The sequence below is a fragment of the Jeotgalibacillus proteolyticus genome (genome assembly GCF_002926065.1).
In the GTDB taxonomy this organism is placed as follows: domain Bacteria; phylum Bacillota; class Bacilli; order Bacillales; family Jeotgalibacillaceae; genus Jeotgalibacillus; species Jeotgalibacillus proteolyticus.
In genome coordinates this window covers 187092-214012 of sequence record NZ_PREZ01000008.1, presented here as the reverse complement: position 1 = coordinate 214012, position 26921 = coordinate 187092, and the positions used below count along the sequence as shown (strand labels likewise).

Here is a 26921-nt window from a genome sequence, read left to right as displayed (position 1 = left end):
TTGGGGGTCCCCCTGTGAGAGTAGGACGTCGCTAGGCATGTGAGCCATTCCCTGTTGGGGAATGGCTTTTTTTGTTTGCGCAAAAAAATACCTTAGAATCAATCCGCTCATAAATTACCTCATTCGGCTCACAAATTCACAATTGCGCTTATAAATCTCCCATTTCTGCTCATAAAACAGTAATCGCGCTCATAAGTAAAAGTCTACCCTCAAACTTAAAAACAGCCCCATAAAAAGACACTGCCCAAAGTTAATTTCTGCTTTATTGACAATCTAGTTCTCCGCCTCTTACCCTGCATTTTCCGATTTCCCTGCTGTTGAGCGTCTGTAAATAAGGTCGAAGCTCTTGAAACAGATGGTCTAAGATTCTTTTGTTGTTTCTTTGCCAAATGAAATACAGTAGAAAATAGGCTTAAAAGATAAAATTTTTTATTGTTTAATTCTTACCAAGTGGGATATTTTAAATATAAGAGGAAATTTGTCGAAAAGGAGGTGAAACTTAAATGTCTCATCATACACATGAAGATCATCAGCATCAGCACAGCGAAGATTGCGGCCACACCAGGATCCAGCATAAAGATCATATCGATTATGTCCATGATGGTCATCTTCACCATGAACATGAAGGGCATTGGGACGAGTGTAAGATAGAGGTTAGTGATACAAACCCCGAAGAATGTAAGCCACATGAGTGCGGCTGCAGTCATAATGAAGATTGCGGGCATGAGATGGTTCCTCATGGAGATCATTTTGATTACTTAGTAAACGGGCGATTGCATCATGTCCATGGGGATCATTGTGATGATCACGGACCGGTTGATATTTTAGGTGTCGGAAGTGTTAAGTAAATGATAAAAGACTGTCTCCTTTAAAAAGGATGGCAGTTTTTTTATTTATTCAGGTGGAAATTAAACTGTCATAAGAAGCAGAGTGCAAGAATGGCGCTTTACTACTGAAACCTGAAACTGGCAAAGGGTTCCTTTTATGTTTATTGCCATTCCAAAGGGGTATTTTTAAAGTGAGAGTTAACCAACTTAAAAAGGTGGAATGCAATAATGACTAAAAGTGTTTTAATGGTAGTAACGAATACTGATAAAATTGATGCAGATAACCCAACTGGATTATGGCTGTCTGAGTTTGCAGAGCCGTATGTTGAATTTAAGCGAAATGGTTATGATGTTACGGTGGTAAGTCCTAAGGGAGGAGCGATCCCGCTTGATCCAAACAGTCTTGAGGGAGAGCAGCCATCTGAATGGAAGGAAGCGGAAGCACAGCTTCTTCAGACCGAACAGTTATCAAGTGTTGTATTTGATCATTTTGATGGAGTATTTCTGCCGGGCGGGCACGGAACGATGTTTGACCTGCCAAATGAACCGCAGCTTCAGGACGGGCTTGCCCACTTTGCGGAAAACAATAAAGCAATCGGGGCTGTATGCCACGGTCCAGCAGGATTTATCGATGTCGAGCTTTCTGACGGGACTCCGCTTGTAAAAGGAAGAAAGCTGACTTCATTTACTGATGAGGAAGAAAAGGAAATGGGACTTGTGGAAAAAATGCCATTTTTACTTCAAAGCCGTCTGGAAGAGCAGGGAGCGCATTTTGTGGCTCAGGCTAACTGGGCAGACCATGTCGTGAGAGACGGTAATTTCGTAACTGGTCAAAACCCTCAATCAAGCCAAAAAACAGCAGAAGCTTTTGTTAATGTGATTGGAAAATAAGTAAAAACTCTGGGACATATCAATAATTTTAAAAACGTGAGGTAAATGGAGCGGAAGGTGGCGTCTCCTGCAGGATGAAGCGGGAGTTTGAGATCCACTTTCGAAGCAAGTTAGCGAAAGGCCCCGCCCCGCGGAAGCGTCCGCCTGAAGCGCAGTGAACCGGACAAAAGAGGGTGAGACATACATTTGTCTCACCCTCTTTTTAATCTTTAAATGAATGTCTTTAAGTTTAAAGTAATTCTTCAAGTGTACGCTGAACTGCATGCCCTTCCTGAAAAGAAACCAGGTTTGCTTTTTTCAAGTTAATAGCGTTGTGAAATTCCTCAAGAACAGAGTGAGAGGACCGGTCTTCTCTCGACTGAATAAGCTCAAGAGGTTGAGTCAGGGAACCTTGTTTCAGCTGCGCCCATTGATCAAGAGAGAGGACTCCCTTCGTTCCAAATAAACGATAGGTGAGATCATCCTTCATACCGATTCCTGAATGACCGTTAATAATAATCGGAACGTTACCGGAAAGCATTCCAGAAGCAATAATGCTTGTTTCACAGCTTTCATGGTCTCCTGGATATTGAACAATAGATTGGATATCACTAATTTCACCTGCAAGTGAATGGGTAAGCTGAATAAAATGAGGAGTAATCTCCCTGATAAAGCCTCCCTGTTCACGTTTTGCGATCCAGTCATTTTGCTGCCAGCTTCTTGGCCAGGTTTCAAAGCGCATCGTTAATTCTATCCGTTTTAGCTGACCAATCTCAGGAAGCTTTTCGTTTAAACTTACTGCTTCTTGACTGTAGTGCAGTGGAAAGTGAATAGCATTAATGATTCCGTTATCATCAGCTGCCTTGACCATTTCCATGGCCTCTGACAATGAATTAGCCAGCGGTTTTTCACAAAGAATATGCTTACCTTTGTTGATCGCCTGCATTGTATAGATGTAATGCCATTTAGGAGGAACCGCAATATAAACGGAATTTACAGACGGATCTTTAAGTAATTCTTCAAAAGAAGTATAGGTGGCTGCATTAAGCTTATAGGCAGAATTGATTTTTTCCATATGCTGATGATCTACATCGCAAATGGCTTTTATACTGTAGTGGGGATGTGCGAGAAAAGAAGGAATGAGCCGCTCCCCAATTGCTCCAAGACCAATGATGGCAATATATACAGGCTGTGTCATGATTTAGCTCCTTATGGTAAGATTCTTTTAGTATATCATTTCGCAAGACGAAGGATAAAAAGAATATAAGTTTGCAAAGGTTAATCTTTACTTTTTCTCAAAGCGCTAGTAGCATAACGTTAGTAGAAATAAGAAGAAATTTATCTTGCTGAGATGAGATCCGTTTCTTCCATTGATAAAGGAGGAAAAAGCGTGCTTGAAAACGGGTTAATTATGATGGCGATCATTTTTGTGATTAATATTTTTTATGTATCTTTTTTTACTATACGAATGATTTTAACCTTAAAGGGCTACCGATATTTAGCGGCGGGCGTCAGTACCGTCGAGGTTGTGATTTATGTAGTTGGACTTGGACTCGTGCTTGATAATTTAAATGAGCTTCAAAACCTCATTGCTTATGCTGTCGGCTATGGAATCGGTGTTATTGTCGGCATGAAAATAGAAGAAAAGCTTGCCCTCGGCTATATAACCGTTAATGTGATTACAATGGATAACGGACTCGATCTTCCAAGAAAACTTCGTGCAAAAGGTTACGGGGTAACGGATTGGGAGGCGAACGGGCTTGAAGGGGGAAGATGGGCTATGCAGATTTTGACCCCAAGAAGGTATGAGCTTAAGCTTTATCAGACGATTAAAGAAATAGACCCAAAAGCATTTATTATCTCGTATGAACCAAAAGCAATCCACGGCGGTTTCTGGGTGAAGAGTGTAAGAAGACGAATTGCGCAGGAGGAAAAGAAAAATGAGCAAGAAACAATGGTTTGAGGTGGAAGAGAATGAATCGATTGATAACTGTCTCAAGCGCATGGCGGAGCTTGGATATCTTCCGGTAAGAAGAATGGAAGAGCCTGTTTTTAAAGAAATAAAAGAGGGAAGTTCTGTCAAAAGAGAGCCAATTAGACAGAAAATTCGATTTCAGGGAATGAAAAGCGAACAATAAATTATAGCAGTATAAAATTGTTCGGTTTAAGGTTGACGCAGGCATGTCACCTTGTTATGATGAATACGAGATAAACGAATACCGCATACGACCTCATATAATCATGGGAATATGGCCCAAAAGTTTCTACCCGGTTACCGTAAATGACCGGACTATGAGGGAAAGTATTGCCATGGATCCGCTATGCCCTTTTTAGGGTAAATGATTGAATTCGGGACCCAGGTGAACAACTTTCCTTCTGATAAAAGGAGATTGTTGACCTGGGTTTTTTTCATGCCTGAATACTTAATAGATTAATGGAGTGAGATGATGAAAGCAGCAGTTGGTGTCATTATGGGAAGCACATCAGATTGGCCGACGATGAAAAAAGCATGCGACATTCTTGAAGAGCTTGAAGTACCTTATGAAAAACAGGTTGTCAGCGCCCACCGTACCCCGGATCTTATGTTTGAGTATGCAAATGGTGCCAGAGAAAAAGGGATAAAGGTAATTATTGCAGGAGCAGGGGGAGCTGCGCATTTACCAGGAATGGTCGCAGCTAAGACGACACTTCCGGTGATTGGTGTACCGATTCAATCCAAGGCACTAAACGGGCTTGATTCACTTCTTTCGATTGTACAAATGCCAGGAGGAGTACCTGTTGCAACAGTTGCAATAGGGGACGCTGGTGCGGTTAATGCAGGTCTTCTTTCCGCCCAGATCCTATCTGCGTTTGATCCCGATCTTGCCCAGCGTTTAGATGACAGGAGAAAGGCAAGTGAAGAAAAAGTCAAAAAGAGCAGTGGTGATCTTATATGAAAAGAATTCTTCCAGGACAGACTATTGGCATAATTGGCGGAGGCCAGCTCGGACGGATGATGGCATTAGCTGCCAAGGAAGCCGGATTTAACATTGCAGTGCTTGATCCGGGTGAGAATTCTCCATGCGGCCAAGTCGCTGATGTAGAGATTCAGGCTGCCTTTGATGACCGTGAAGCATTGAAAAGGCTCGCTGAAAGCAGTGACGTTATCACCTATGAATTCGAAAATATAAATGCAGACGCTCTTAAGTGGTTAACCACAATAGCTCATGTGCCACAGGGTTCGGAGCTGATCAGGATTACACAGGACCGCCGATATGAAAAAAATATGCTTGATCAGGCAGGCGTACCTGTTGCTCCCTATAAAATCATTGAAAACGAACAAGACTTATATGATAAGATAGAAACGTTCGGTTTTCCGGCTGTTTTAAAAACCTCTACAGGAGGATACGATGGAAAAGGACAGGTAAAGCTAAATACCATGGAGGATTTGGACGAAGGAACAGCGCTCATTACCCAAAGCGGACCATGTGTACTTGAATCCTTCATCCAATTTGACAAAGAAGTTTCTGTTATCGTTCACCGGAATGAGTACGGACAGACCACTACCCTGCCAATTGCTGAGAACATCCATATAAATCATATTCTGCACCAGTCAATCGTTCCAGCAAGACTGGAGCCTGAAGTGTCAGGACTTGCGATCAAGCTTGCTCTTCAGATAGCCGATCAAATCGGGCTGGTTGGAACACTCGCCGTTGAAATGTTCGTGACAAAAACCGGTGAAATTTATGTTAATGAGCTTGCACCAAGGCCGCATAATTCAGGTCATTATTCAATCGAAGCCTGTGCAACATCTCAATTTCACCAGCATATCAGAGCCATCTGCAACTGGCCGTTAAAAACAACAGAGCTCGTTATGCCGGTTGTCATGGTAAATATTCTCGGTCAGCATGTCGAGCCGGTCATTGGTGCTTTGGATAGCTATCCAAACTGGTCCATTCATTTATACGGGAAAGCTGAAGCGAAGGAAAACCGAAAGATGGGACATGTTACGATACTGACCCATGATGTAGAGGAAGCCTTAATTGAGGCTGACGGTTCACAAATTTGGAAGACAACATAATTGGAGGTACCACAAGATGATTGAACGTTACACACGTCCCGAAATGGGATCAATCTGGACAGAACAAAACCGTTTTCAGGCCTGGCTTGAAGTAGAAATTTTAGCCTGTGAGGCATGGGCTGAGCTTGGCGATATTCCTAAGGAGGATGTAAAGAAGATACGAGCAAATGCTTCATTTGACGTAAACCGCATCCAGGAAATCGAAGAGGAAACCCGTCATGACGTCGTAGCGTTTACTCGTGCAGTTTCTGAAACACTTGGAGACGAAAAAAAATGGGTGCATTACGGCTTAACTTCAACAGATGTGGTCGACACAGCACTTTCATACATACTTAAGCAGGCGAATGAAATCCTTCTTAATGATCTTGAGAACTTCGTTGACATTCTTGCTGCAAAAGCAAAAGAACATAAATTAACCGTTATGATGGGCCGTACGCATGGTGTGCATGCAGAGCCGACGACATTTGGCCTGAAGCTTGCCCTGTGGCACCAGGAAATGAAGAGAAACCTTGAGCGTTTTAAACTTGCAGCAGAAGGCGTTGAATTTGGAAAAATGTCCGGAGCGGTTGGAACGTATGCCAATATTAATCCTTTTGTAGAAGCATATGTATGTGAGCAATTGGGGCTCCAGGCAGCACCTATTTCAACACAGACACTGCAGCGCGACCGTCATGCTGATTACATGTCTACCCTGGCGCTAATTGCAACCTCCATTGAAAAGTTTTCCGTTGAGGTACGCGGCCTGCAAAAAAGTGAAACAAGAGAAGTTGAGGAATTTTTCGCAAAAGGACAAAAAGGTTCATCTGCTATGCCGCATAAACGCAACCCGATCGGATCTGAAAACATGACGGGGCTTGCACGATTAATCCGGGGCTATATGCTGACTGCCTATGAAAACGTGCCGCTATGGCATGAGCGGGATATCTCCCACTCTTCTGCAGAACGGGTTATTTTACCGGATGCAACGATCGCATTAAATTATATGCTGAACCGCTTTGGCAATATCGTGAAGAACCTGACCGTCTTCCCTGAAAACATGAATCGGAATATGGACGCAACACTCGGACTTATATATTCACAGCGTGTACTTCTTGCACTAATTGACAAAGGTCTTTCACGAGAAGAAGCCTATGATACTGTTCAGCCAAAAGCAATGGAAGCGTGGGAAAAGCAGGTTCATTTCCGTGAGCTTGTAGAAGGAGAAGAAGCGATCACCTCAAAGCTGTCACCTGAAGAAATTGCCAACTGCTTTGATTACAGCTATCATCTCCAGCATGTTGATACGATCTTTACCCGTCTAGGGCTAAACGATTAAATGATGGATTCTAAGGCCCGCACTAAATGTGCGGACCTTGGAATTTCCCTGGTTTACAAGATAAATAGATTCAAAATTCCGACTTTCAAGGAGTGTATTTCACATGGAAAAAAGGCAGCTGCTCTATGAAGGAAAAGCAAAGCGTTTGTATTCAACAAATGAAGAAGGGATTTTATGGCTTGAATACAAGGATTCTGCAACCGCCTTTAACGGCGAGAAAAAAGCCAGTATTGAAGGCAAGGGTCAGTTAAACAATCATATTACCTCATTACTGTTTGAAAAGTTAAAAGCAGAAGGAATTGACTCGCATTTTGTTCAAAAGCTTTCCGATCATGAACAGCTTGTGCGCCATGTAGAAATTATTCCGATTGAAGTTGTTGTAAGAAACGTTGTAGCCGGAACATTGGCCAAAAGAATTGGACTAGAGGAAGGACAGCCGCTTAAGCATACGATTGTGGAATGGTATTACAAGGATGATGAACTTGGAGATCCTCTCATTAATGAAGATCATATCTCGATTCTATCTCTTGCCAAGCCTGAGGAGCTTACAGTGCTAAAAGAAAAAGCACTTGAAATCAATAGCATACTAACCCGCTTCTTTAATGAAATCGGCGTTGATTTAATTGATTTTAAATTGGAGTTTGGCAGAGGAAAAGACGGATCAATTCTTTTGGCGGATGAAATATCTCCGGACACGTGCAGATTATGGGATTCAAAAACAAAGGAAAAGCTTGATAAAGATGTTTTTAGAAGAGATTTGGGCAGTTTAACAGATGCCTATCAAACTGTTTTCACAAGACTAGGAGGCGTATCATCATGATAAAAGTAAAAATCCACGTAACTTTAAGAGAAAGTGTACTTGATCCACAGGGAACAGCAGTGAAAAGCTCATTGCACGCGTTAAATTATCATGAGGTTCAGGATGTACGCATCGGTAAATACCTTGAAGTAACACTTGAACCAACCGATCGCCCGATTGATGAGGTCGTGAAAGAAATGTGCGAAAGACTTCTTGCGAATACAGTGATTGAAAACTATGAGTATGAGGTGGAGGAGGCAGTCACAAAATGAAATTTGCAGTGATTGTATTTCCAGGCTCGAACTGTGATATTGATATGTACCATGCGATTAAAGATGAACTCGGAGAAGAAGCAGAGTATGTTTGGCACGACGAAGGCGACTTGAGCAGCTACGACGGGATCTTACTTCCTGGAGGATTCTCCTACGGGGATTACCTGCGCTCAGGCTCAATTGCCCGCTTTTCAAATGTAATGAAGGAAGTCGTAAAAGCAGCTGAGGAGGGCAAACCGGTTCTTGGCGTATGTAACGGATTTCAAATTCTTCTTGAAGCAGGACTTCTTCCAGGGGCTATGCTTCGGAATAAAGAGCTTAAATTCATGTGCAGAACCGTTGGCCTTCGTGTTGAAAATGCGAAAACAATGTTTACCTCTGACTATGAAAAGGATCAGGTTATTCAGATTCCAATTGCGCATGGAGAAGGCAACTACTACTGTGATGATGCAACTTTTAATGAATTAAAGGAAAACGGTCAGATTGCCTTTACCTATGAAGGAACAAATCCTAATGGAAGCTTAGGGGATATTGCCGGCATTACAAATGCCAAAGGGAATGTGCTTGGTATGATGCCGCACCCGGAACGCGCAGTGGATTCGCTTCTTGGAAGCGCAGACGGACTTAAACTGTTTCAATCGATTGTAAAGCATTGGAGGGACTCAAATGTCGTTACTGCTTGAACCGACAGCACAGAATATAAAAGATGAAAAGATTTATAAGGAAATGGGATTAACTGACGAAGAGTTCGGCCTGGTAGAAAAAATTCTGGGACGTCTTCCTAACTATACAGAGCTTGGATTATTTTCAGTTATGTGGTCTGAGCATTGCAGCTATAAAAATTCTAAACCCTTACTGAAAAAGTTCCCTGTAACAGGCGAGCAGGTTTTACAGGGACCGGGTGAAGGAGCGGGTATCGTTGATATTGGAGACGGGCAAGCAGTGGCATTTAAAATCGAAAGCCATAATCACCCTTCTGCTATTGAACCTTACCAGGGCGCTGCAACAGGTGTTGGCGGAATTATACGTGATGTATTTTCAATGGGAGCAAGACCCATCGCGATCCTCAACTCTTTACGCTTTGGAGAATTGGATTCTGCTCGTGTTCGGTACCTTTTTGAAGAGGTAGTTGCAGGAATTGCAGGCTACGGAAACTGCATCGGCATTCCAACAGTTGGCGGAGAAATTCAATTTGACGCATCCTACGATGGAAACCCTCTTGTAAATGCAATGTGCGTCGGGTTAATCGACCATAAAGACATTCAAAAGGGCCAGGCAAAGGGTGTCGGCAATACGGTGATGTATGTTGGTGCTAAAACAGGACGCGACGGCATTCATGGAGCAACCTTTGCTTCTGAGGAATTAAGCGATGCTTCAGAGGAAAAACGCCCGGCTGTCCAAGTAGGCGATCCGTTTATGGAAAAGCTTCTTCTTGAAGCATGCCTGGAGTTAATTAAATCAGATGCCCTGATCGGGATTCAGGATATGGGAGCAGCAGGTCTAACAAGCTCCTCAGCTGAAATGGCCAGCAAAGCAGGATCAGGCATCGAAATGAATCTTGACCTTGTTCCTCAGCGTGAAACGGGTATGACAGCTTATGAAATGATGCTTTCTGAATCACAGGAACGGATGCTGATCGTCATTGAAAAAGGGCGTGAGCAGGAAATTCAGGAGCTCTTCCATAAATATGATTTAGATGCAGTGGCCGTTGGATATGTGACGGACGATCATAACCTCCGTCTGACCCATAACGGTGAAGTAGTAGCAGATGTTCCGGTTGATGCTCTGGCTGAGGATGCGCCTGTCTATCACAAGCCTTCAAGTGAGCCTGCATACTATCGTGAGTTCCAGGCAATGGAGAACAAGGAGCCTGAGGTTGAGAATGTTGAAGAAACTCTTTTAGCCCTTTTAAAGCAGCCAACGATTGCAAGTAAGGAATGGGTCTATGACCAGTATGATTATCAGGTGCGGACAAATACGATTGTTACGCCTGGGTCAGATGCAGCTGTTCTCCGGATTCGCGGGACTGAAAAAGCTTTGGCTATGACAACAGACTGCAACTCACGCTACTTATATCTTGATCCTGAAACAGGCGGGAAAATTGCAGTGGCTGAGGCATCCAGAAATATCATTTGCTCTGGTGGAAAGCCGCTTGCGATCACAGACTGCTTGAATTTTGGAAGCCCTGATAAGCCGGAAATTTTCTGGCAAATGGAAAAAGCGGTGGATGGAATGAGTGAAGCGTGCAGAGAGCTAAACTCTCCAGTGATCGGCGGAAATGTTTCCTTGTACAACGAAACAAATGGTACAGCTGTTTATCCAACGCCGGTTGTTGGAATGGTCGGCCTTATTGATAATGTAAAGCATATTACAACGCAAAGCTTTAAAAAAGCCGGCGATCTTGTTTATTTGATTGGCGATACGAAAACAGAATTTGGCGGTAGTGAGCTTCAAAAATTAGTACATGGAAAAATCTTTGGAAAAGCACCTGAGCTTAATCTGGATATAGAGAAATTACGCCAGCAGCAGCTGCTTGAAGCCATTCAGCAGGGGCTTGTAGCCTCGGCGCACGATCTTGCAGAAGGCGGTCTTGCAGTAGCGCTTGCAGAATCTGCATTTGGTACAGACGGTCTTGGAGTGGAAGCAGAGATTGATGGATCAGCGGTAACGGCACTTTTCAGTGAAACGCAATCACGCTTTTTGGTTTCTGTTTCACCGGAGCATAAGGAAGCATTTGAAGCACTTGTAGACGCAGCGCACATCGGACATGTAACCGCCCAATCAGCCATCTTTGTCCGTAACGGGGGGCAGGCTGTAATTAATCGCCCTGTTAAAGACTTCGAAGATAGCTGGAGAGGAGCGATCTCATGCTTGCTGAGCTAAAAGGACTAAATGAAGAGTGTGGAGTATTCGGCATCTGGGGACATGAACAGGCAGCACAGCTTACGTACTACGCACTTCAAAGTCTTCAGCACCGGGGACAGGAAGGCGCAGGTATTGTAGCGTCAAACGGCAAAGACATCACAAGCTTTAAAGGTGAGGGACTTGTAACAGAAGTCTTCAGCCAGGAGGAGCTTGATAAACTTAACGGACACGGCGCAGTTGGACATGTGCGTTATACGACAGCCGGCGGCGGCGGATATGAGAATGTTCAGCCCCTGCTGTTCCGTTCTCAAACAGAAAGCCTTGCTCTTGCCCATAACGGCAATCTTGTAAATGCAAACGCACTGAAGCATCAGCTTGAGCGTCAGGGCAGCATCTTTCAAACCACTTCGGATACAGAGGTGCTGGCTCATTTAATTAAACGCAGCGGCTACGAAAACATGAAGGAACGCGTAAAAAATGCTCTAACCATGTTAAAAGGGGCATACGCATTTGTCATCATGACAGAAACAGAGCTTATGGTAGCACTTGATCCAAATGGGCTGCGCCCGCTCTCACTAGGTCAGATTGGTGATGGATTTGTCGTAGCATCTGAAACATGTGCATTTGATATTATCGGAGCAGAGTACATCCGTTCAGTTGAACCGGGGGAGCTCCTCATCATTAATGATGAAGGCATTCGCTCAGAAAAATTCACGTATGCCACAAACCGCTCAATCTGCACGATGGAGTATGTGTATTTTTCCCGTCCTGACAGTGATATTGACGGCCTTAATATCCACAGTGCAAGAAAACGTCTTGGTAAACAGCTTGCTGTTGAATTTCCAATTGAGGCAGATGTCGTAACAGGGGTGCCGGATTCCAGTATCTCTGCAGCGATTGGCTATGCTGAAGCAGCAAATATTCCTTATGAAATGGGTCTGATTAAAAACCGCTACATTGGCCGTACCTTCATTCAGCCATCTCAGGAGCTGCGTGAGCAGGGGGTTAAAATGAAGCTCTCTCCTGTCCGTGGTGTTGTTGACGGAAAGCGTGTCGTCATGGTTGATGATTCAATCGTTCGCGGCACCACAAGCAGAAGAATCGTGAAAATGCTGAAGGATGCAGGAGCAACAGAGGTTCATGTGGTAATCAGCTCACCGCCAATTAAGAACCCTTGTTTTTACGGCATCGACACGAGTACTCATGAGGAATTAATCGCGAGTAAAAATTCGGTTGAAGAAATTCGTTCCATTATTGGGGCAGACAGCCTCAGCTTTATCTCTGTTGATGGCATGGTGGAAGCGATCGGCAGACCGGACTCGGGGGAGAATCGCGGGCATTGCTTAGCCTGCTTTACCGGAAAATATCCAACGGAGATTTATCCGGATACCTTGCATCCATATGAAAAAGAGTTAACTCACTAGGAGGAACAGTAATGTCAAATGCCTACCGACAAGCAGGAGTAGATATAGAAGCAGGGTACGAATCCGTTAAGCGAATGAAAAAACATGTTGCCCGTACCGCACGTCCGGGTGTGATGGGTTCTTTCGGCGGATTTGGCGGAATGTTTGACTTATCTTCCCTGCCTTACAAAGAACCGGTCCTGATCTCTGGTACTGATGGAGTCGGCACGAAGCTTCGGCTGGCATTTGCCATGGACAGTCATGATACGATCGGCGTTGACTGCGTGGCAATGTGTGTGAACGATATTATTGCTCAAGGGGCAGAACCGCTATACTTTTTAGATTACCTGGCAGTCGGGAAGGCTGTACCTGAAAAAATCGAACAGCTCGTTAAAGGAATTGCCGATGGCTGTGAGCAATCCGGCTGCGCTCTTATCGGCGGAGAAACAGCTGAGATGCCGGGGATGTATGAAGAAGACGAGTATGATATGGCCGGGTTTGCTGTTGGTGCCTGTGAGAAAAGTGAAATTATTACAGGTGAAAAAATTAAAGAAGGACATATTCTCATCGGTCTTTCTTCAAGCGGAATTCACAGCAATGGCTATTCTCTTGTCCGTAAAAGCCTGCTTGAGGATAAAGGCTACGCTTTAACTGATATGGTGGAGGGGCTTGATCAACCGCTTGGAGAGGTGCTTTTAACACCGACAAAGCTTTATGCAAAATCAGTTCTTCCGCTTTTAAAAGAGGTCAAAGTGATGGGGATGGCCCACGTAACTGGAGGCGGCTTCTATGAAAATCTTCCTCGCATGCTGCCTGAGGGGCTTGGTGTAGAAATCACGCTTGGCAGCTGGCCGGTACATCCTGTTTTTAATGTCATTCAGGAGGCGGCAGGAATGACACAGGATGAGCTATTCCATGTCTTTAATATGGGGATCGGATTTGTCGTTGTAGTAAAAGAGGATCAGGCAGAGAAAGCGCTGAATTCCATTGCTGCATCCGGTGAAGATGCGTATCTAATCGGAAAAGTTACCGCAGCAAATGAAGAGCGGGTAACATTTAAGCAGCAGGTATAGGGAGTGAGCAGTATGACAAAAATAGCCCTCTTTGCTTCTGGCAATGGAAGTAATGTTCAAGCTATTATTGATGCAATTGAACAGAAGAAGCTCAATGCTGCAGTAGAGCTCGTTGTATGTGACAAGCCGAATGCGTTTGTCATTGAACGGGCGAAAAATGCAGGAATTGACGTCTTCTCTTTTCAGGCAAAATCTTTTTCTTCTAAGGAAGAGTATGAAAAAATCATATGTGAAAAGCTTGAGGAAAAAGGGATTGAGTGGATCATTTTAGCCGGATATATGCGCTTAATCGGGAAGGTGCTTCTTTCTGCATATGAAAAGAAAATTATTAATATTCATCCATCTCTTTTGCCTGCATTTCCAGGTAAAGATGCAGTAGGACAAGCTGTGGAGTACGGCGTAAAAGTAATGGGCGTAACCATTCATTATGTTGATGAAGGGATGGATACCGGTCCAATCATCGCTCAGGAGTCCTTTGCAGTATCAGAGGAGATGGACAAGGTTCAAATTGAGAAGCAAATACACAGCATCGAGCATAAGCTCTATCCCTCTACCTTACAACAGCTTTTTACTTAACCAAAAGTTACCCGGGTATAGGACTAGTAAAAGGTGACTTAAAAGATGGAGGAATGACAATGGCAAAGCGAGCACTTATAAGTGTGTCAGATAAAGCAGGAGTAGTAGAATTTGCAGATGGGCTTCACAAGCTCGGCTACGAAATTCTGTCAACAGGCGGTACGAAAAAATTGCTTCAGGATCAGGATATTCCTGTCACAGGTGTTGATGAAGTTACCGGTTTTCCTGAGATTCTTGAAGGACGCGTTAAAACGCTTCACCCCTTCATTCACGGAGGACTTCTTGCAAAACAGGACAACGAATTGCATCAGCAGCAAATGAAGGAGCAGGGCATTCAGCCGATTGATGTAGTCTGTGTTAATCTTTATCCATTTCAGCAGACGATCAGCAATCCGAATGTTGCCTATGAAGATGCCATTGAAAATATTGATATCGGCGGACCGACTATGCTGCGTGCTGCAGCAAAAAACCATACCTATATCACGGTTATAGTCGATTCTCTTGATTATGAGCGGGTCCTTGCTCAATTGCATAAGGACGGTCAGGTCAATAGTGAGACAAGACGCAGTCTGGCAGCAAAGGTTTTCCGTCATACGGCTGCTTATGATGCTTATATTTCTCAATACCTTTCAAAAGAAGCTGGGGAAGACAATCCGGAGCGGATGACTCTTACATATGAACGTCAGCAGGACCTGCGCTACGGGGAAAACCCTCATCAGCAGGCTGCTTTTTACCGGAATCCGCTGGGTTCAGAATTCTCAGTAGCCCATGCCAGACAGCATCACGGCAAAGAGCTTTCCTATAACAATATTAAAGATGCTGATGCAGCCCTTCAGATCGTTAAAGACTTCGGAGAGCCGGCGGCAGTGGCAGTAAAGCATATGAATCCATGTGGTGTAGGAACAGGCATAAACCCTTATGAAGCATTTTTAAAGGCTTACGAAAGTGATTCAACTTCCATTTTTGGAGGTATTGTTGCCTTTAATCGTGCAGTGGATGGGAAAACGGCTGAGAAGCTATCAGAAATCTTTTTAGAAATTATTATTGCACCAGCCTTTACGGATGAAGCAATGGCCATCTTAACAGCTAAAAAGAATATCCGGCTGTTGACCGTGCCATTTGACCGTCATTCAGTTCATGAGCGTGTCTTCACTTCAGTAGAGGGAGGCCTCCTCGTTCAGGATCAGGATCATTTTACTCTTGAAAATGGGGACGTTAGAGTAGCGACAGAAAGACAGCCGACAGAAGCGGAATGGGAAGCAATGAAAATGGCTTGGAAGGTGGTGAAGCACGTTAAGTCAAATGCAATCGTCGTTGCAGATACCAATATGACGCTTGGAATTGGAGCCGGACAGATGAACCGGGTTGGCGCTGCGAAGATTGCCCTCGAACAGGCAGGAGAACGTGCCAAAGGGGCAAGCCTTGCATCAGATGCTTTCTTCCCAATGGACGATACCGTTGAAGCTGCAGCAAAAGCAGGCATAACAGCCATTATCCAGACAGGCGGCTCAATTCGTGATGAGGATTCAATTAAAAAAGCAAATGAATACGGGATTACAATGGTCCTAACAGGGGTCCGTCACTTCAAACACTAATATATTTACGTAAGATATTCCATGTCAAAGACTATCTTACACATGTCCATGTCTTTTTGCTGACTCATATGATCGTGGGTCAGCTTCTTTTATAGATCGTTTAGGCAGAAAGGAAGATGAATAATGAATGTGCTTGTAATCGGAAGAGGCGGAAGAGAACATGCGATTTGCTCAAGTCTTGCGAATTCAGCTTCTGTAACGAACGTTTTTTGTGCGCCGGGAAATGCAGGGATTGCAGCTGTTGCAAAACGGGTGAATATTGAAGAAACAGACCAGGAGTCTATTATTCAATTCGCAAAGGAAAACGACATAAAATTAACGATTGTAGGACCTGAGCAGCCTCTTTCAGAGGGGATAACAGATCGATTTTTAGCAGAAAATTTAAAAATATTTGGTCCAACAAAAGAAGCCGCGCTGATTGAGGGAAGCAAGTCATTTGCAAAAGACTTAATGAAAAAATATGATGTGCCTACTGGCGCCTATGAAACATTTCAGGATGCGGACCTTGCAAAGGAGTACATAAAAAAGCAGGGTGCCCCAATCGTGATCAAGGCAGACGGTCTTGCAGCGGGTAAAGGTGTTGTTGTCGCTGAAACGCTTGAAGAAGCGGAAAAAGCGGTGGAGAATATGTTGATAGAAGGACAGTTTGGCTCGTCTTCAAGGCAGATCGTCATTGAGGAATTTTTGGATGGAGAAGAATTTTCTCTAATGGCGCTAGTCCATAATCAGGATATTATCCCTCTTGAGATTGCTCAGGACCATAAACGGGCTTTTGACGGTGATAAAGGCCCAAATACGGGCGGCATGGGGGCTTATTCACCGGTTCCTCATCTGCCTGCTTCTATTGCGGAGGAAGCATTGTCAACGATCTTAGAGCCGGTAGCAGAGGCGATGATCAAAGAAGCAAAACCGTTTACCGGTGTATTATATGCCGGCTTAATTTTGACAGCAAATGGACCAAAGGTTATAGAGTTCAACGCACGTTTTGGAGATCCGGAAACTCAGGTGGTCCTGCCAAGACTTGAAACAGATCTTGCGGAGCTTCTGCTGAGTCTTTTGAACGGGGAAAAAATTGCTCCAAAATGGAACCCGGAAGCAAAGGTAGGAGTGGTAGCTGCGGCTGAGGGTTATCCAGGAGAATACAAAAAAGGAATCTCGCTTGATTCCTTTCATGGGAAAAACGACCGGGTTTTTCATTCTGGTACAGAAGAAGATAATGGGAGACTGTATTCTGCAGGAGGAAGGGTGCTGCTGGTTTTAGGAAGCGGGGATTCCGTGAAGTCAGCGCAGGAAAATGCTTATTCATTTTTGGATGAAAAGGTAACAGATGGACTCTTTTATCGAAAAGACATCGCTTATAAAGCCGTTAAAAAAGGATAATCTACTAGAAAGAACTCACTTATGAGTTCTTTTTTTCACTATATAGAACAGTATTAAAAAAATAGAAAATTTAGATAATAAGAGAAAACAGGAGGAAAAATGAGTATTTATAGGTGTTTTATTCCATTAAAAGAAAAAATGATACTTTAACATAATAGGAAATAAACGTATAATACAAGTATGTTATTTCTTAATAAAGAACAACCGGTGTAATAACGAGTTAATCAGGGAGTTTTGCCCTCTTTAAGAAGCCTTTCATAATAGCGGGTTATTTTAATGAATAATGGCATTGCGGGTTGCACATTATCTTCATTTGAAAATTATTGTCGTAATTTGAAAAAACCTTAGTTCTAAAATACTATGTTTTTCCAGAGGGGAAAGGTGGTAAACTAGTAACAACATCAAATCGTCTAGGACAAAATAAATAATGCCGGGGTCATGGAGTAGCTATTCGGGTAACACAGTCAAGGGCAAACCTTTCGAAAGACTGGGACGCAAAGCTTACAGGTCTAAGGCATTTGTTTATTGAAATGCTATGATGGCTGAGCCGCCTGAGGTACTGAAATAAGTATTTTCGGGAGGGAAAATGGTGGGTCGGAAAATAGAAGTAGATATGGAGTGGGTATCTCTTATCAATGAGGCGCTGGGAGCTGGGATTTCCGAAATTGAAATTGTAGAATTTTTAAATGGGAATGAGCCTTCGAATGAGGGAAATGCAAGAAGATGCTTTAGTGTGTAAAGTACGATCAAAATGACCTGAGCAGATCCTCAGGTCATTTTTGATTTTTCCGCCATTTATTAAATTCGATGAACTCTTTAAACTGCTCCTTGGTAATTCCGGATTCCTGGGCTGATTTAGCCAGCTTTACCCAGTCGGTATCTATATTCTTTTGATTATCATCGGGGTCGAGCAATGAGTTTACTGTCACTCCGAGAACCGGAGCAATTTTTTCCAGAAACTGAATGGAAGGGTTTTGCTGGAGGTTGCGCTCTAATGAACTAATATAGGACTTCGCCACGCCAGCCTGTTCTGCCAGTTCTGATAATGACATTTTTTTCTCTTTTCTAAGTGTTTTTACACGATCACCTATCATACTCTCACACACCTTGATGGACTAATTTCAATACATTACCCATTTTAGCACAAAATATGTGAAAGGACACTATAACGCACGAGATTTTAATATTTATTTCTCGGTTTTTGTCGAATGTGAAGACCGAACATAGAGCGTTACACATTTTTATGTTTTCTTTTAAGAACAAGCAACTACTCTCCTGAACCTACTTCAGAGGAATGAAGGTAATTACTTGTTTCATTTTCCCAATTCAGCGCATCATCCATCCAGCTTCCTCGGCGTTCCCACAGGGCAACTAAAGGACAATAATGCATGAGCCCCTCCGCCACCTTCATAGCGCCTAAAGCAGCAAGCAGGATGTAAGACTGCTTCCATGGCTTTCTGGACATTCTTCCTGTTGCAAAGCTAAGTACGGTCAATCCAATAATCATACGGACAAACGAGTTGACTCCACTAATATTTGAATGCATCTCAACCACTCCTATTATGAAATATTTGTGAACCTGTAGCTCTTTAGTGCGGTGAAAGATAAAATATGATAAAATTAACCCATATTTTTATACTGCTTAATGATTTTTAACCTATATTTTAAAGTCAGGCTGATCAGCTGCTTGCCCTTTAGTTATAGATGTCAGGAGGAACTAAGAAGATGGACCAGCGTTTTCCATGGAAAATACACAATATTAGACAACATACATTAATACTTGATGGGAAACTCCCTCCAACAATGGTGCTGAAAAATGCAACTTACCTGAATTCTTCTTTACGTATGTGGAAGCAGGCGAACATTTGGATTTACAAAGACCGCATTGTGTATGTGGGTGAGCTCTTACCCAAAAATTCAAGCGGTACAGAAATCTTAGACATGACTGGAAAATGGATTGTACCGGGATATATAGAACCTCATGTCCATCCTTTTCAGCTTTATAATCCCCAATCTTTTGCTGAGTATGCATCTCAATCTGGAACGACTACCTTTATCCAGGACAATTTGATGATGCTTTTATTAAACGAAAAAAAGAAAGCGCTTCCTTTTATACAGCAATTCAAAAAATCCCCATTGTCCTTTTACTGGTGGGCACGCCTGGATTCACAAACCGAGCTCTTAAATGAAGAAGAGCTGATAACGAACGGGGAAGTGCGCCAGTGGCTTGCAGATCCAAGCGTACTTCTTGCAGGCGAACTGACGAGCTGGCCGAAGGTTATCGATGATGATGATCTTATTTTAAGCTGGATGCAGGAAGCAAGAGTTAATTATAAACGGATTGAAGGTCATTTACCGGGAGCTTCTGAAAAAACGATCGCAAAAATGGTTTTACTCGGTGTGACTGGAGATCATGAAGCGATGACGGGCGATGAGGCCTGGATGCGCCTTGAACAGGGCTTGTCGGTTACACTCAGACATTCCTCTATCCGTCCGGATTTACCAAAGTTAATACAGGAACTAAAGGACAAGGGACTTCGATCCTTTGATTCTCTAATGATGACAACTGATGGCTCAACACCTTCCTTCTATCGTGACGGTGTAATGGACCGGTTGATTTCAATCGCTATTGAGGAGGGTATAGACCCGATTGATGCGTACCATATGGCATCTTATTCCATTGCGAAATATTACCGGATGGAATTTATGCAGGGAATGATCGCAACAGGCAGGCTGGCGACGCTTAATGTTCTTGAATCAATTGATAATCCAACCCCTCTATCAGTGATGTCTAAAGGACATTGGATGAAAAAAGACGGAAAGCGTAATGTAAGCATTGAACAGCCTGACTGGTCACAGATTCCGGAGCTGGGACTTGATTGGGAGCTTGGGGACGAAGATCTGCAGTTTTCAATGCCATGCGGAATAGAAATGGTCAATAATGTTATTACAAAGCCATATTCGATTGAATTTGATACCTCCGTTGAAGAAATTAACAGAGAAAGTGATGAGAGCTTTCTAATGCTGATTGACCGTTATGGCAAATGGAAGATATGCACAATTATTAAAGGGTTTTCGCGGGATTTGGGGGCTCTTGGTTCTTCTTTTTCAAATTCAGGGGATATTATTCTTATTGGAAAAAGTAAAAAGGATATGAGTACAGCTTTTTCCCGTATTAAAGCGCTTAATGGAGGTATTGTGCTGGTGGATCAGGGGGAGGTGCTGCATGAAATTCCTCTGACAATAGGCGGCATGATGTCCAAGGAGCCAATGGAGGCTGTTATGGCTTCTGAGGAGAAGCTAAAAGCGATCCTGGAAAAGAAAGGCTACACGCATAACGACCCGGTTTACACTTTATTATTTTTATCGTCCACCCACCTGCCTTATATAAGGCTGACACAGAAAGGGTTATACGACGTTAAAAAGAAAACGGTACTCTTTCCAACGATAATGCGTTAAAATGTAAAAGTAATCAACATTTATTTTGAGGTGTTAGTGGGTATAAAAAGAGTATTGCTGATAGCCGCAGCGATGATTTTGACTGGATGCAGCCTAGAAAAGGTTAATCAGGAATCAGAGCACAACAATCCTGCGGAGGAAGCCGAAGAGGCAGTAAATGGGTTTCGATCTCCTCTTTCAGGTGAACCGATTACAGACAGTGATAGTCGTGCCATTTCCGTTATAATAAATAACCATCCTGACGCCAGGCTATAGTCCAGATGCAAAAGCAATGCTGGATAAAAACATAGTTGATCATATTAACGGGATGGATTTTGACGGGAAATAATTTTTCCGTTCTTCTGACCGTGTACCGCCTCATAATTCCTACAGCGGACTGGATTTTTTAAAAGAAGGTGCCGAGCTGACAGACGCTTCGTTAAGCGGAGCCCCGAAAGAAATGGCTTTTGGAGTTCAGAAACAGGATCTTGAGGAAGGTGAGTCTGCTGCTTCCTTTACCTGACATATGACGATAAACCAAGCTATACCAGCGGCTATACCTATAATAATACATCCGGAACCTATGAGCGTGCGGTTGATGGTGCGCCAACCATCGATAACGAAACAGGAGAGCCTGTTTCCATTTCAACTATTATTATTATTGAAGCAGAGCACAAGGTAATCGATGAGCAGGGGCGGATCGATATTGATCTAACCTCTGGCGGAAATGCCTACGTTTTTCAGCAGGGAGTTTATGTTCCTATGACCTGGCAGGATGAAGATGGCAGAATGGTTCCTTACTATAAAGGGGAGCCTGCCAAACTGTCACCAGGATTAAGCTGGATTCACATCATCCCAAAAGATAAGGGATTTAATCACTCTGTAAAGCTGGAGGAATAACTGACAAAGGAGTCGTCTTACTATTATGCAAATCGATAAACTGCGAGGAAAAGAGCTTGACCAGCTATTTAACGCTGTTCTTTCACTTAATGATCTGGACGAATGCTACCGTTTTTTTGACGATCTGTGCACAATAAATGAAATACAGTCCTTAGCTCAGCGGCTGGAGGTAGCACGTATGCTTCGCGAAGGGAAAACGTATCATAAAATTGAAAGTGAGACCGGTGCAAGTACAGCGACCATTTCCAGGGTTAAACGCTGCCTGAATTATGGGAACGATACGTATTCTATGGTGCTTGAACGGGTTCATAAGGACGACAAAGAAGATGAATCCAACTAGAGGATATTAAAAAACGCTTTTCCCTGCGGGGAGAGGCGTTTTTTATTTTAATTATGTAAAAAGGTTCAAATTGAAAGAGAATTCCTTCTAGTTTCTCTTTTTTAATCTTATTCACTGTGCTTTATGCTTCTTCTTATGGATGCTATAATAATACGGATAAAGTTTGACGCGGAACGTAAGTGAAATGGAGGATGCACTAATGTATGATGTCCGGGAATGGAAGCATGTATTTAAGCTGGACCCGAATAAGGAGCTTTCAGATCAGGATCTGGAAACCATCTGTGAATCCGGAACAGATGCTGTCCTGATTGGCGGGTCAGACGGGGTTACGCTCGAAAATGTACTGGATCTGATGGCAAGAGTGCGACGTTATACGGTACCATGTGTACTTGAGGTGTCAAACCTGGAATCGGTTACGCCCGGGTTTGATTTATATTTTATTCCGACCGTTCTGAACTCTAAGGACCTAAGATGGATCACCGGTCTTCATCACGAGGCTTTGAAGGAGCATGGGGATTTAATGAACTGGGAAGAAATCATCGCTGAAGGCTATTGCATTATTAACCCGGATTGTAAGGCGGCGAGGCTCACAGACGCCAAAACTGATTTAACAAAGGATGACATCATCGCCTATGCCCGCATGTCTGAAAGACTGTTCAGACTTCCTATTTTTTACTTAGAGTACAGCGGTATTTACGGTGATCCATCGATTGTAAAAGCGGTTCATCAGGAATTAGATGAGACGACACTTTTTTATGGCGGTGGGATTACGTCAAAGGAAAAGGCTCTCGAAATGGCTCAGGCAGCAGATGTCATTGTTGTTGGCAATCTCATTTACGATAATCTGGGAGAAGCACTAAAAACAATCGTGTAAGTAACACGAAATTCATATATAATAAGAACAAACGTTCGTTAGGCGGTGAGGAAATGCAATTTTTAACAGACAGACTTTTAAAAGGGATGAATCCCGAACAGGCAAAAGCCATTAAAGCAACAGAAGGCCCTCTATTAATTATGGCAGGTGCAGGATCAGGTAAAACGCGTGTCCTGACACATCGAATTGCTTATTTGATGATTGAAAAAGGAGTCGCACCTTATAACATACTTGCTATAACTTTTACGAATAAAGCGGCAAGAGAGATGAAAAACAGGGTTGGAAATATTCTTGGTGGAGCATCAGAGGACGTATGGATTTCCACATTCCACTCTATGTGTGTTCGGATCCTGAGACGTGATATAGACAGGATCGGTTACAGCCGGAACTTCACAATACTTGATTCGACAGACCAGCAGTCGGTCATAAAACGGATTTTAAAAGAAAAGAATCTTGATCCGAAGAAATTCGACCCAAGAGGAATTTTATCTGTAATCAGCTCAGCAAAAAATGAATTAACCACACCGGAGCAATTCGCCAAGGATGCAGGAAGCTTCTATGACCAGACAATCAGTGAGATCTTTACAGAATATCAAAGAAGACTTCGTAAAAACTCTGCTCTGGACTTTGATGACCTAATTATGCAGACCATTCATTTATTCGAGCGAATTCCAGAGGTGCTTGAGTTTTATCAAAGAAAATTTCAGTTTATCCATGTCGATGAGTATCAGGATACAAATAAAGCCCAGTATATGCTTGTAAAGCAGCTGGCTTCACGCTTTAGGAATCTTTGTGTAGTAGGTGATTCAGACCAGTCCATCTACCGCTGGCGGGGAGCTGACATTACCAATATCCTTTCCTTTGAAAAGGATTATCCGAATGCCAAAGTGATTATGCTTGAACAAAACTACCGCTCCACTAAAAAAATCCTCGATGCGGCAAATCAGGTGATTAAAAATAACCCTAACCGCAAGCCTAAAAATTTATGGACTGAAAATCAAGACGGGCAAAAAATCATGTATCACCGCGCTGACAGTGAGCAGGGGGAAGCCCAATTTGTAGCCGGCAAAATTAATGAATTAGTACAATCAGGTAAACGTAAAAAATCAGAGTTTGCCATTCTTTATCGCACGAATGCTCAATCCCGTGTGATGGAGGAAGTGTTAATGAAATCTAACATTGATTATACAATCGTAGGCGGCACTAAGTTCTATGACAGAAAAGAAATTAAAGATATTCTTGCCTACCTTAGATTAGTAGCAAATCCCGCTGATGATATTAGTTTAATCAGGGTTATTAACGTGCCAAAACGGGGCGTTGGTTCAACCTCTGTTGACCGGATTGCCAATTACGCCAGGGATAATGATATGTCCATGTATGAAGCACTCGGCTTAGGGGATTTTATCGATATAAGCCCAAAAATTACAAAGACAGTTATTGAGTTCCGTGATTTTATCGCTAATTTTAACCAGATGCAGGAATACTTATCTGTAACAGAATTAGTTGAGGATATTATCGAAAAGTCAGGCTACAAAGATGCATTAATAGCCGAAAAGACCATTGAAGCGGAAAGCCGCCTGGAAAATATTGAAGAGTTTCTATCTGTTACAAAGGCCTTTGAGGAAGCAAATGAAGACAAGAGCCTGATTGCATTCTTAACGGATCTTGCGCTGGTAGCGGACATTGACCAGCTCGATAAGGAAGAGAACTCCTCTGAATTAGTGACGTTAATGACCCTTCACTCAGCAAAGGGACTTGAGTTTCCGGTTGTCTTTTTAATGGGACTTGAAGAAGGTGTGTTTCCTCACAGCCGCTCCCTGATGGAGGAAGTGGAAATGGAGGAGGAGCGCAGGCTTGCTTATGTAGGGATTACAAGAGCCGAACAAGAGCTCTATATGTCCAATGCTCAGATGAGAACGCTGTTTGGAAGGACGAATATGAACCCTGTTTCCAGATTTATAGCAGAAATTCCGTCTGAGCTGATAGAGGAGCCGGACAAAAAAGAAGCAGGCTCCAATCCTTTTGGCATGAGCGGAAGAAGCGGGTCACCCTCCTTTGGCCAAAGCAGACCGGCGCCTAGAAAGCCGGTCACTCGTCCGGCTCCACGCCAGACCGGGGGAGATGCAATCGGCTGGTTTGTCGGTGATAAAGCTGAGCATGGAAAATGGGGCACAGGCACCGTTGTCAGTGTGAAGGGTGAAGGAGATTCCATGGAGCTTGATATTGCCTTCCCAAGCCCTACAGGTATTAAACGGCTTTTAGCAAAATTTGCACCTGTTAAAAAAGTCACAGGATGAAAGGGAGTCAAAGATAATGGATCGATCAAATGCGGAATCAAGAGTAAAAGAGCTTCAGGAGCTTTTAAGCCGGTATAATTATGAATACCATGTACTGGACAAGCCTTCTGTTCCGGATGTAGAGTACGACAAGCTTCTTCATGAGCTTAAGCAGCTGGAAGAAGAGTATCCAGAATTTTTGACCCCTGATTCTCCTACGCAGCGGATTGGAGGATCCGTACTTGAGCAATTTTCAAAGGTGAATCATAAAACGCCGATGTTAAGCCTGGGAAATGCGTTTAATGAACAGGATTTAAGAGATTTTGATAAACGGGTTCGAAAAGCAGTGGGCGATAAAATCTCCTATATATGTGAATTAAAAATAGATGGTCTGGCAGTTTCCCTCCGCTACGAGAAGGGTTTGTTTGTCCAGGGGGCAACGCGCGGGGACGGTTCGGTTGGCGAGGACATCACAGCTAACCTTAAAACGATCCGTTCGATTCCGCTGCGCTTAAACAAGCCGTTCAGTTTAGAGGTCAGAGGGGAAGCCTTCATGCCGCGGTCTTCCTTTCTTCAATTAAACAAAGAGAAGGAAGAGCGGGAAGAGCTTCCTTTTGCCAATCCTAGAAATGCTGCAGCAGGGTCTCTTCGCCAGCTTGATCCAAGAATTGCTTCCTCCAGAAATCTCGATTTGTTCCTGTATGGAATCGGAGAGCTTGGGGAAACAGGAGCCGAGACCCAAAGCGGAGGACTTGATTTATTATCTGAGCTTGGGTTTAAAACGAATAAAGAGCGCCGTAAATGCGAATCGATTGAAGAAGTGCTTCAGTATGTAGAGGAATGGACAGAAAAGCGTGCTGAGCTTGAATATGATATCGATGGTATTGTCATAAAAGTTGATTCACTTTCCCAGCAGGAGGAGCTTGGTACGACTGTAAAAAGTCCAAGATGGGCCATTGCATTTAAATTCCCTGCTGAAGAAGTGGTAACGGTTATCCGGGATATTGAACTGAGTGTAGGAAGAACCGGTGTCGTAACACCTACTGCACTTTTGGAGCCTGTCCTCGTAGCCGGAACGACGGTCCAGCGTGCTTCTTTACACAATGAAGATTTAATCCGGGAAAAAGATATCCGTATTGGCGACCATGTTGTCGTAAAGAAAGCTGGAGATATCATTCCTGAGGTTGTCAGAGCCATCACTGAACGACGAACGGGTGAAGAAAAGGAATTCAGCATGCCAACACATTGTCCAGCCTGTGAAAGCGAGCTTGAGCGTCTCGAGGGGGAAGTGGCCCTGCGCTGCATTAACCCGAAATGTCCAGCTCAAATTCAGGAGGGGCTGATTCACTTTGTTTCACGTAACGCCATGAACATTGATGGTCTCGGTGAAAAGGTAGTGGCCCAGTTATATAGAGAAAGTCTGATTGAAGATGTGGCGGATATCTACCGTTTAACGATGGAGGATTTAATCGGCCTTGAACGAATGGGAGACAAATCAGCATGCAATTTGCTGAAGGCGATTGAAGCATCGAAGAAAAACTCGCTGGAAAAGCTTTTATTTGGTCTTGGAATTCGGCATGTAGGAGCGAAGGCGGCCAAAACGATTGCCCAGCAGTTTGAAACAATTGAGGCGCTGATGGAGGCTTCAGAAGAAAATTTACTCCAAATTAATGAAATAGGTGACAAAATGGCTTCAAGCATCGTCACTTATTTTAGTCATGAGGAAGTACAGGAATTAATTGCCGAGCTGAAAGAAGCAGGAGTTAATTTAACTTATACAGGACCTAAGCTTCAACGTGCTGAAAGAATGGATTCTGCCCTTTCAGGAAAAACAGTCGTGCTAACTGGGAAATTAGTTCAATTGACACGAAATGAAGCGAAAGAGAAAATAGAAATGCTTGGAGGAAATGTCACTGGCAGTGTAAGTAAGAAAACCGATGTGCTGGTAGCGGGTGAGGATGCAGGCTCGAAGCTTTCCAAAGCACAGGATCTGGGAATAACGATATGGGATGAAAACCAACTCCTGGAAGAAATAAACGTACAAGAGGTGTAAGGTGC

At 43.4% G+C, this 26921-nt stretch carries 27 protein-coding genes and 2 riboswitches; of the genes, 24 read left to right on the top strand and 3 right to left on the bottom strand.

Annotation, left to right across the window (positions count from 1 at the left end; genetic code table 11):
- Positions 1-503 precede the first annotated feature (503 nt).
- Both C4B60_RS19005 and C4B60_RS19000 read left to right on the top strand, forming a co-directional pair.
- The gene (locus C4B60_RS19005; protein ID WP_104059616.1) at positions 504-848 is read left to right on the top strand and encodes a hypothetical protein; all 345 of its coding nucleotides are present in this window, start codon (positions 504-506) and stop codon (positions 846-848) included.
- A gap of 207 nt (positions 849-1055) precedes the next feature.
- On the top strand, positions 1056-1718 hold the full coding sequence (locus C4B60_RS19000) for a type 1 glutamine amidotransferase domain-containing protein (RefSeq protein WP_209020113.1): 663 nt from the start codon (positions 1056-1058) through the stop codon (positions 1716-1718).
- Between the two features lie 229 nt (positions 1719-1947).
- Here C4B60_RS19000 and C4B60_RS18995 read toward each other — a convergent pair whose 3' ends face one another.
- The gene (locus tag C4B60_RS18995) at positions 1948-2895 is read right to left on the bottom strand and encodes a Gfo/Idh/MocA family protein (RefSeq protein ID WP_104059614.1); all 948 of its coding nucleotides are present in this window, start codon (positions 2893-2895) and stop codon (positions 1948-1950) included.
- A gap of 192 nt (positions 2896-3087) precedes the next feature.
- Between C4B60_RS18995 and C4B60_RS18990 the strand changes: the two genes are divergently transcribed.
- From C4B60_RS18990 to C4B60_RS21555, 15 genes are all read left to right on the top strand, one after another.
- Positions 3088-3660 (top strand): DUF2179 domain-containing protein, encoded by a 573-nt coding sequence (locus C4B60_RS18990; RefSeq protein WP_104059613.1) that lies wholly within the window; start codon positions 3088-3090, stop codon positions 3658-3660.
- The gene (locus C4B60_RS18985) at positions 3638-3835 is read left to right on the top strand and encodes an NETI motif-containing protein (protein ID WP_104059612.1); all 198 of its coding nucleotides are present in this window, start codon (positions 3638-3640) and stop codon (positions 3833-3835) included. Before C4B60_RS18990 ends, C4B60_RS18985 begins: the two co-directional genes overlap by 23 nt.
- A 73-nt stretch (positions 3836-3908) precedes the next feature.
- Positions 3909-4010, top strand: a riboswitch (purine riboswitch).
- A 134-nt stretch (positions 4011-4144) separates the two neighbouring features.
- Positions 4145-4633 (top strand): 5-(carboxyamino)imidazole ribonucleotide mutase, encoded by a 489-nt coding sequence (purE, locus tag C4B60_RS18980; protein ID WP_104059611.1) that lies wholly within the window; start codon positions 4145-4147, stop codon positions 4631-4633.
- Complete coding sequence (gene purK, locus C4B60_RS18975; protein ID WP_104059610.1) at positions 4630-5757, top strand: 5-(carboxyamino)imidazole ribonucleotide synthase; 1128 nt, start codon at positions 4630-4632, stop codon at positions 5755-5757. The genes purE and purK overlap by 4 nt, the downstream gene beginning before the upstream one ends.
- 16 nt (positions 5758-5773) lie before the next feature.
- Positions 5774-7072 carry an adenylosuccinate lyase gene (purB, locus tag C4B60_RS18970; RefSeq protein WP_104059609.1) on the top strand — a complete coding sequence of 433 codons (1299 nt, stop codon included), beginning with the start codon at positions 5774-5776 and terminating at the stop codon, positions 7070-7072.
- Positions 7073-7175: 103 nt separating this feature from the next.
- On the top strand, positions 7176-7892 hold the full coding sequence (purC, locus tag C4B60_RS18965; RefSeq protein ID WP_104059608.1) for a phosphoribosylaminoimidazolesuccinocarboxamide synthase: 717 nt from the start codon (positions 7176-7178) through the stop codon (positions 7890-7892).
- Positions 7889-8143, top strand: coding sequence for a phosphoribosylformylglycinamidine synthase subunit PurS (gene purS, locus C4B60_RS18960; RefSeq protein ID WP_104059607.1), 255 nt, complete (start codon positions 7889-7891; stop codon positions 8141-8143). Before purC ends, purS begins: the two co-directional genes overlap by 4 nt.
- Positions 8140-8826, top strand: coding sequence for a phosphoribosylformylglycinamidine synthase subunit PurQ (gene purQ / locus C4B60_RS18955; protein ID WP_104059606.1), 687 nt, complete (start codon positions 8140-8142; stop codon positions 8824-8826). Before purS ends, purQ begins: the two co-directional genes overlap by 4 nt.
- Positions 8810-11026 carry a phosphoribosylformylglycinamidine synthase subunit PurL gene (gene purL, locus C4B60_RS18950; RefSeq protein ID WP_104059605.1) on the top strand — a complete coding sequence of 739 codons (2217 nt, stop codon included), beginning with the start codon at positions 8810-8812 and terminating at the stop codon, positions 11024-11026. Before purQ ends, purL begins: the two co-directional genes overlap by 17 nt.
- A complete protein-coding gene (gene purF, locus C4B60_RS18945; RefSeq protein WP_104059604.1) occupies positions 11011-12432 on the top strand; it encodes an amidophosphoribosyltransferase in 1422 nt (473 codons plus the stop codon). The genes purL and purF overlap by 16 nt, the downstream gene beginning before the upstream one ends.
- Before the next feature lie 11 nt (positions 12433-12443).
- Complete coding sequence (gene purM / locus C4B60_RS18940; protein ID WP_104059603.1) at positions 12444-13484, top strand: phosphoribosylformylglycinamidine cyclo-ligase; 1041 nt, start codon at positions 12444-12446, stop codon at positions 13482-13484.
- Between the two features lie 12 nt (positions 13485-13496).
- The gene (purN, locus tag C4B60_RS18935; RefSeq protein ID WP_104059602.1) at positions 13497-14060 is read left to right on the top strand and encodes a phosphoribosylglycinamide formyltransferase; all 564 of its coding nucleotides are present in this window, start codon (positions 13497-13499) and stop codon (positions 14058-14060) included.
- A gap of 59 nt (positions 14061-14119) precedes the next feature.
- Positions 14120-15655: a bifunctional phosphoribosylaminoimidazolecarboxamide formyltransferase/IMP cyclohydrolase gene (gene purH, locus C4B60_RS18930; RefSeq protein WP_104059601.1), complete on the top strand. Its 1536-nt coding sequence runs from the start codon at positions 14120-14122 to the stop codon at positions 15653-15655.
- Between the two features lie 123 nt (positions 15656-15778).
- Positions 15779-17035 carry a phosphoribosylamine--glycine ligase gene (gene purD / locus C4B60_RS18925; RefSeq protein ID WP_104059600.1) on the top strand — a complete coding sequence of 419 codons (1257 nt, stop codon included), beginning with the start codon at positions 15779-15781 and terminating at the stop codon, positions 17033-17035.
- Positions 17036-17494: 459 nt separating this feature from the next.
- Positions 17495-17590: riboswitch (cyclic di-GMP riboswitch) on the top strand.
- A 34-nt stretch (positions 17591-17624) separates the two neighbouring features.
- Entirely contained in the window at positions 17625-17774 is a 150-nt protein-coding gene (locus tag C4B60_RS21555) for a hypothetical protein (protein WP_167578707.1), read from the top strand.
- Between the two features lie 34 nt (positions 17775-17808).
- Here C4B60_RS21555 and C4B60_RS18920 read toward each other — a convergent pair whose 3' ends face one another.
- Positions 17809-18129, bottom strand: a complete 321-nt coding sequence (locus C4B60_RS18920) for a helix-turn-helix domain-containing protein (protein WP_104059599.1) — start codon at positions 18127-18129, stop codon at positions 17809-17811.
- Between the two features lie 173 nt (positions 18130-18302).
- Complete coding sequence (locus tag C4B60_RS18915; RefSeq protein ID WP_104059598.1) at positions 18303-18581, bottom strand: YgaP family membrane protein; 279 nt, start codon at positions 18579-18581, stop codon at positions 18303-18305.
- Positions 18582-18760: 179 nt separating this feature from the next.
- Here C4B60_RS18915 and C4B60_RS18910 point away from each other — a divergent pair, with 179 nt between their 5' ends.
- The 7 genes from C4B60_RS18910 (at position 18761) to ligA (ending at position 26916) form a co-directional block, all read left to right on the top strand.
- Complete coding sequence (locus C4B60_RS18910) at positions 18761-20494, top strand: adenine deaminase C-terminal domain-containing protein (protein WP_104059597.1); 1734 nt, start codon at positions 18761-18763, stop codon at positions 20492-20494.
- A 36-nt stretch (positions 20495-20530) separates the two neighbouring features.
- Complete coding sequence (locus tag C4B60_RS18905) at positions 20531-20749, top strand: hypothetical protein (protein ID WP_104059596.1); 219 nt, start codon at positions 20531-20533, stop codon at positions 20747-20749.
- Between the two features lie 243 nt (positions 20750-20992).
- Positions 20993-21373, top strand: coding sequence for a DUF3048 C-terminal domain-containing protein (locus C4B60_RS18900; RefSeq protein ID WP_104059595.1), 381 nt, complete (start codon positions 20993-20995; stop codon positions 21371-21373).
- Positions 21374-21398: 25 nt separating this feature from the next.
- Positions 21399-21713 carry a YerC/YecD family TrpR-related protein gene (locus C4B60_RS18895; protein WP_104059594.1) on the top strand — a complete coding sequence of 105 codons (315 nt, stop codon included), beginning with the start codon at positions 21399-21401 and terminating at the stop codon, positions 21711-21713.
- A gap of 199 nt (positions 21714-21912) precedes the next feature.
- On the top strand, positions 21913-22587 hold the full coding sequence (pcrB, locus tag C4B60_RS18890; protein WP_104059593.1) for a heptaprenylglyceryl phosphate synthase: 675 nt from the start codon (positions 21913-21915) through the stop codon (positions 22585-22587).
- Between the two features lie 53 nt (positions 22588-22640).
- A complete protein-coding gene (pcrA, locus tag C4B60_RS18885) occupies positions 22641-24884 on the top strand; it encodes a DNA helicase PcrA (protein ID WP_104059592.1) in 2244 nt (747 codons plus the stop codon).
- Positions 24885-24900: 16 nt separating this feature from the next.
- Positions 24901-26916 carry an NAD-dependent DNA ligase LigA gene (gene ligA, locus C4B60_RS18880; RefSeq protein ID WP_104059591.1) on the top strand — a complete coding sequence of 672 codons (2016 nt, stop codon included), beginning with the start codon at positions 24901-24903 and terminating at the stop codon, positions 26914-26916.
- Positions 26917-26921: the final 5 nt, after the last annotated feature.

Coding starts and splice junctions, on each gene's coding strand:
- pcrA (WP_104059592.1), top strand. CDS start 22,641: ATGCAATTTTTAACAGACAGACTTTTAAAAGGGATGAATCCCGAACAG.
- purE (WP_104059611.1), top strand. CDS start 4,145: ATGAAAGCAGCAGTTGGTGTCATTATGGGAAGCACATCAGATTGGCCG.
- C4B60_RS18910 (WP_104059597.1), top strand. CDS start 18,761: ATGGACCAGCGTTTTCCATGGAAAATACACAATATTAGACAACATACA.
- pcrB (WP_104059593.1), top strand. CDS start 21,913: ATGTATGATGTCCGGGAATGGAAGCATGTATTTAAGCTGGACCCGAAT.
- purH (WP_104059601.1), top strand. CDS start 14,120: ATGGCAAAGCGAGCACTTATAAGTGTGTCAGATAAAGCAGGAGTAGTA.
- ligA (WP_104059591.1), top strand. CDS start 24,901: ATGGATCGATCAAATGCGGAATCAAGAGTAAAAGAGCTTCAGGAGCTT.
- purK (WP_104059610.1), top strand. CDS start 4,630: ATGAAAAGAATTCTTCCAGGACAGACTATTGGCATAATTGGCGGAGGC.
- purF (WP_104059604.1), top strand. CDS start 11,011: ATGCTTGCTGAGCTAAAAGGACTAAATGAAGAGTGTGGAGTATTCGGC.
- C4B60_RS19005 (WP_104059616.1), top strand. CDS start 504: ATGTCTCATCATACACATGAAGATCATCAGCATCAGCACAGCGAAGAT.
- purM (WP_104059603.1), top strand. CDS start 12,444: ATGTCAAATGCCTACCGACAAGCAGGAGTAGATATAGAAGCAGGGTAC.
- purB (WP_104059609.1), top strand. CDS start 5,774: ATGATTGAACGTTACACACGTCCCGAAATGGGATCAATCTGGACAGAA.
- purQ (WP_104059606.1), top strand. CDS start 8,140: ATGAAATTTGCAGTGATTGTATTTCCAGGCTCGAACTGTGATATTGAT.
- purL (WP_104059605.1), top strand. CDS start 8,810: ATGTCGTTACTGCTTGAACCGACAGCACAGAATATAAAAGATGAAAAG.
- purC (WP_104059608.1), top strand. CDS start 7,176: ATGGAAAAAAGGCAGCTGCTCTATGAAGGAAAAGCAAAGCGTTTGTAT.
- C4B60_RS18985 (WP_104059612.1), top strand. CDS start 3,638: ATGAGCAAGAAACAATGGTTTGAGGTGGAAGAGAATGAATCGATTGAT.
- purD (WP_104059600.1), top strand. CDS start 15,779: ATGAATGTGCTTGTAATCGGAAGAGGCGGAAGAGAACATGCGATTTGC.
- C4B60_RS18915 (WP_104059598.1), bottom strand. CDS start 18,581: ATGCATTCAAATATTAGTGGAGTCAACTCGTTTGTCCGTATGATTATT.
- purS (WP_104059607.1), top strand. CDS start 7,889: ATGATAAAAGTAAAAATCCACGTAACTTTAAGAGAAAGTGTACTTGAT.
- C4B60_RS18920 (WP_104059599.1), bottom strand. CDS start 18,129: ATGATAGGTGATCGTGTAAAAACACTTAGAAAAGAGAAAAAAATGTCA.
- C4B60_RS18995 (WP_104059614.1), bottom strand. CDS start 2,895: ATGACACAGCCTGTATATATTGCCATCATTGGTCTTGGAGCAATTGGG.
- C4B60_RS18895 (WP_104059594.1), top strand. CDS start 21,399: ATGCAAATCGATAAACTGCGAGGAAAAGAGCTTGACCAGCTATTTAAC.
- C4B60_RS19000 (WP_209020113.1), top strand. CDS start 1,056: ATGACTAAAAGTGTTTTAATGGTAGTAACGAATACTGATAAAATTGAT.
- purN (WP_104059602.1), top strand. CDS start 13,497: ATGACAAAAATAGCCCTCTTTGCTTCTGGCAATGGAAGTAATGTTCAA.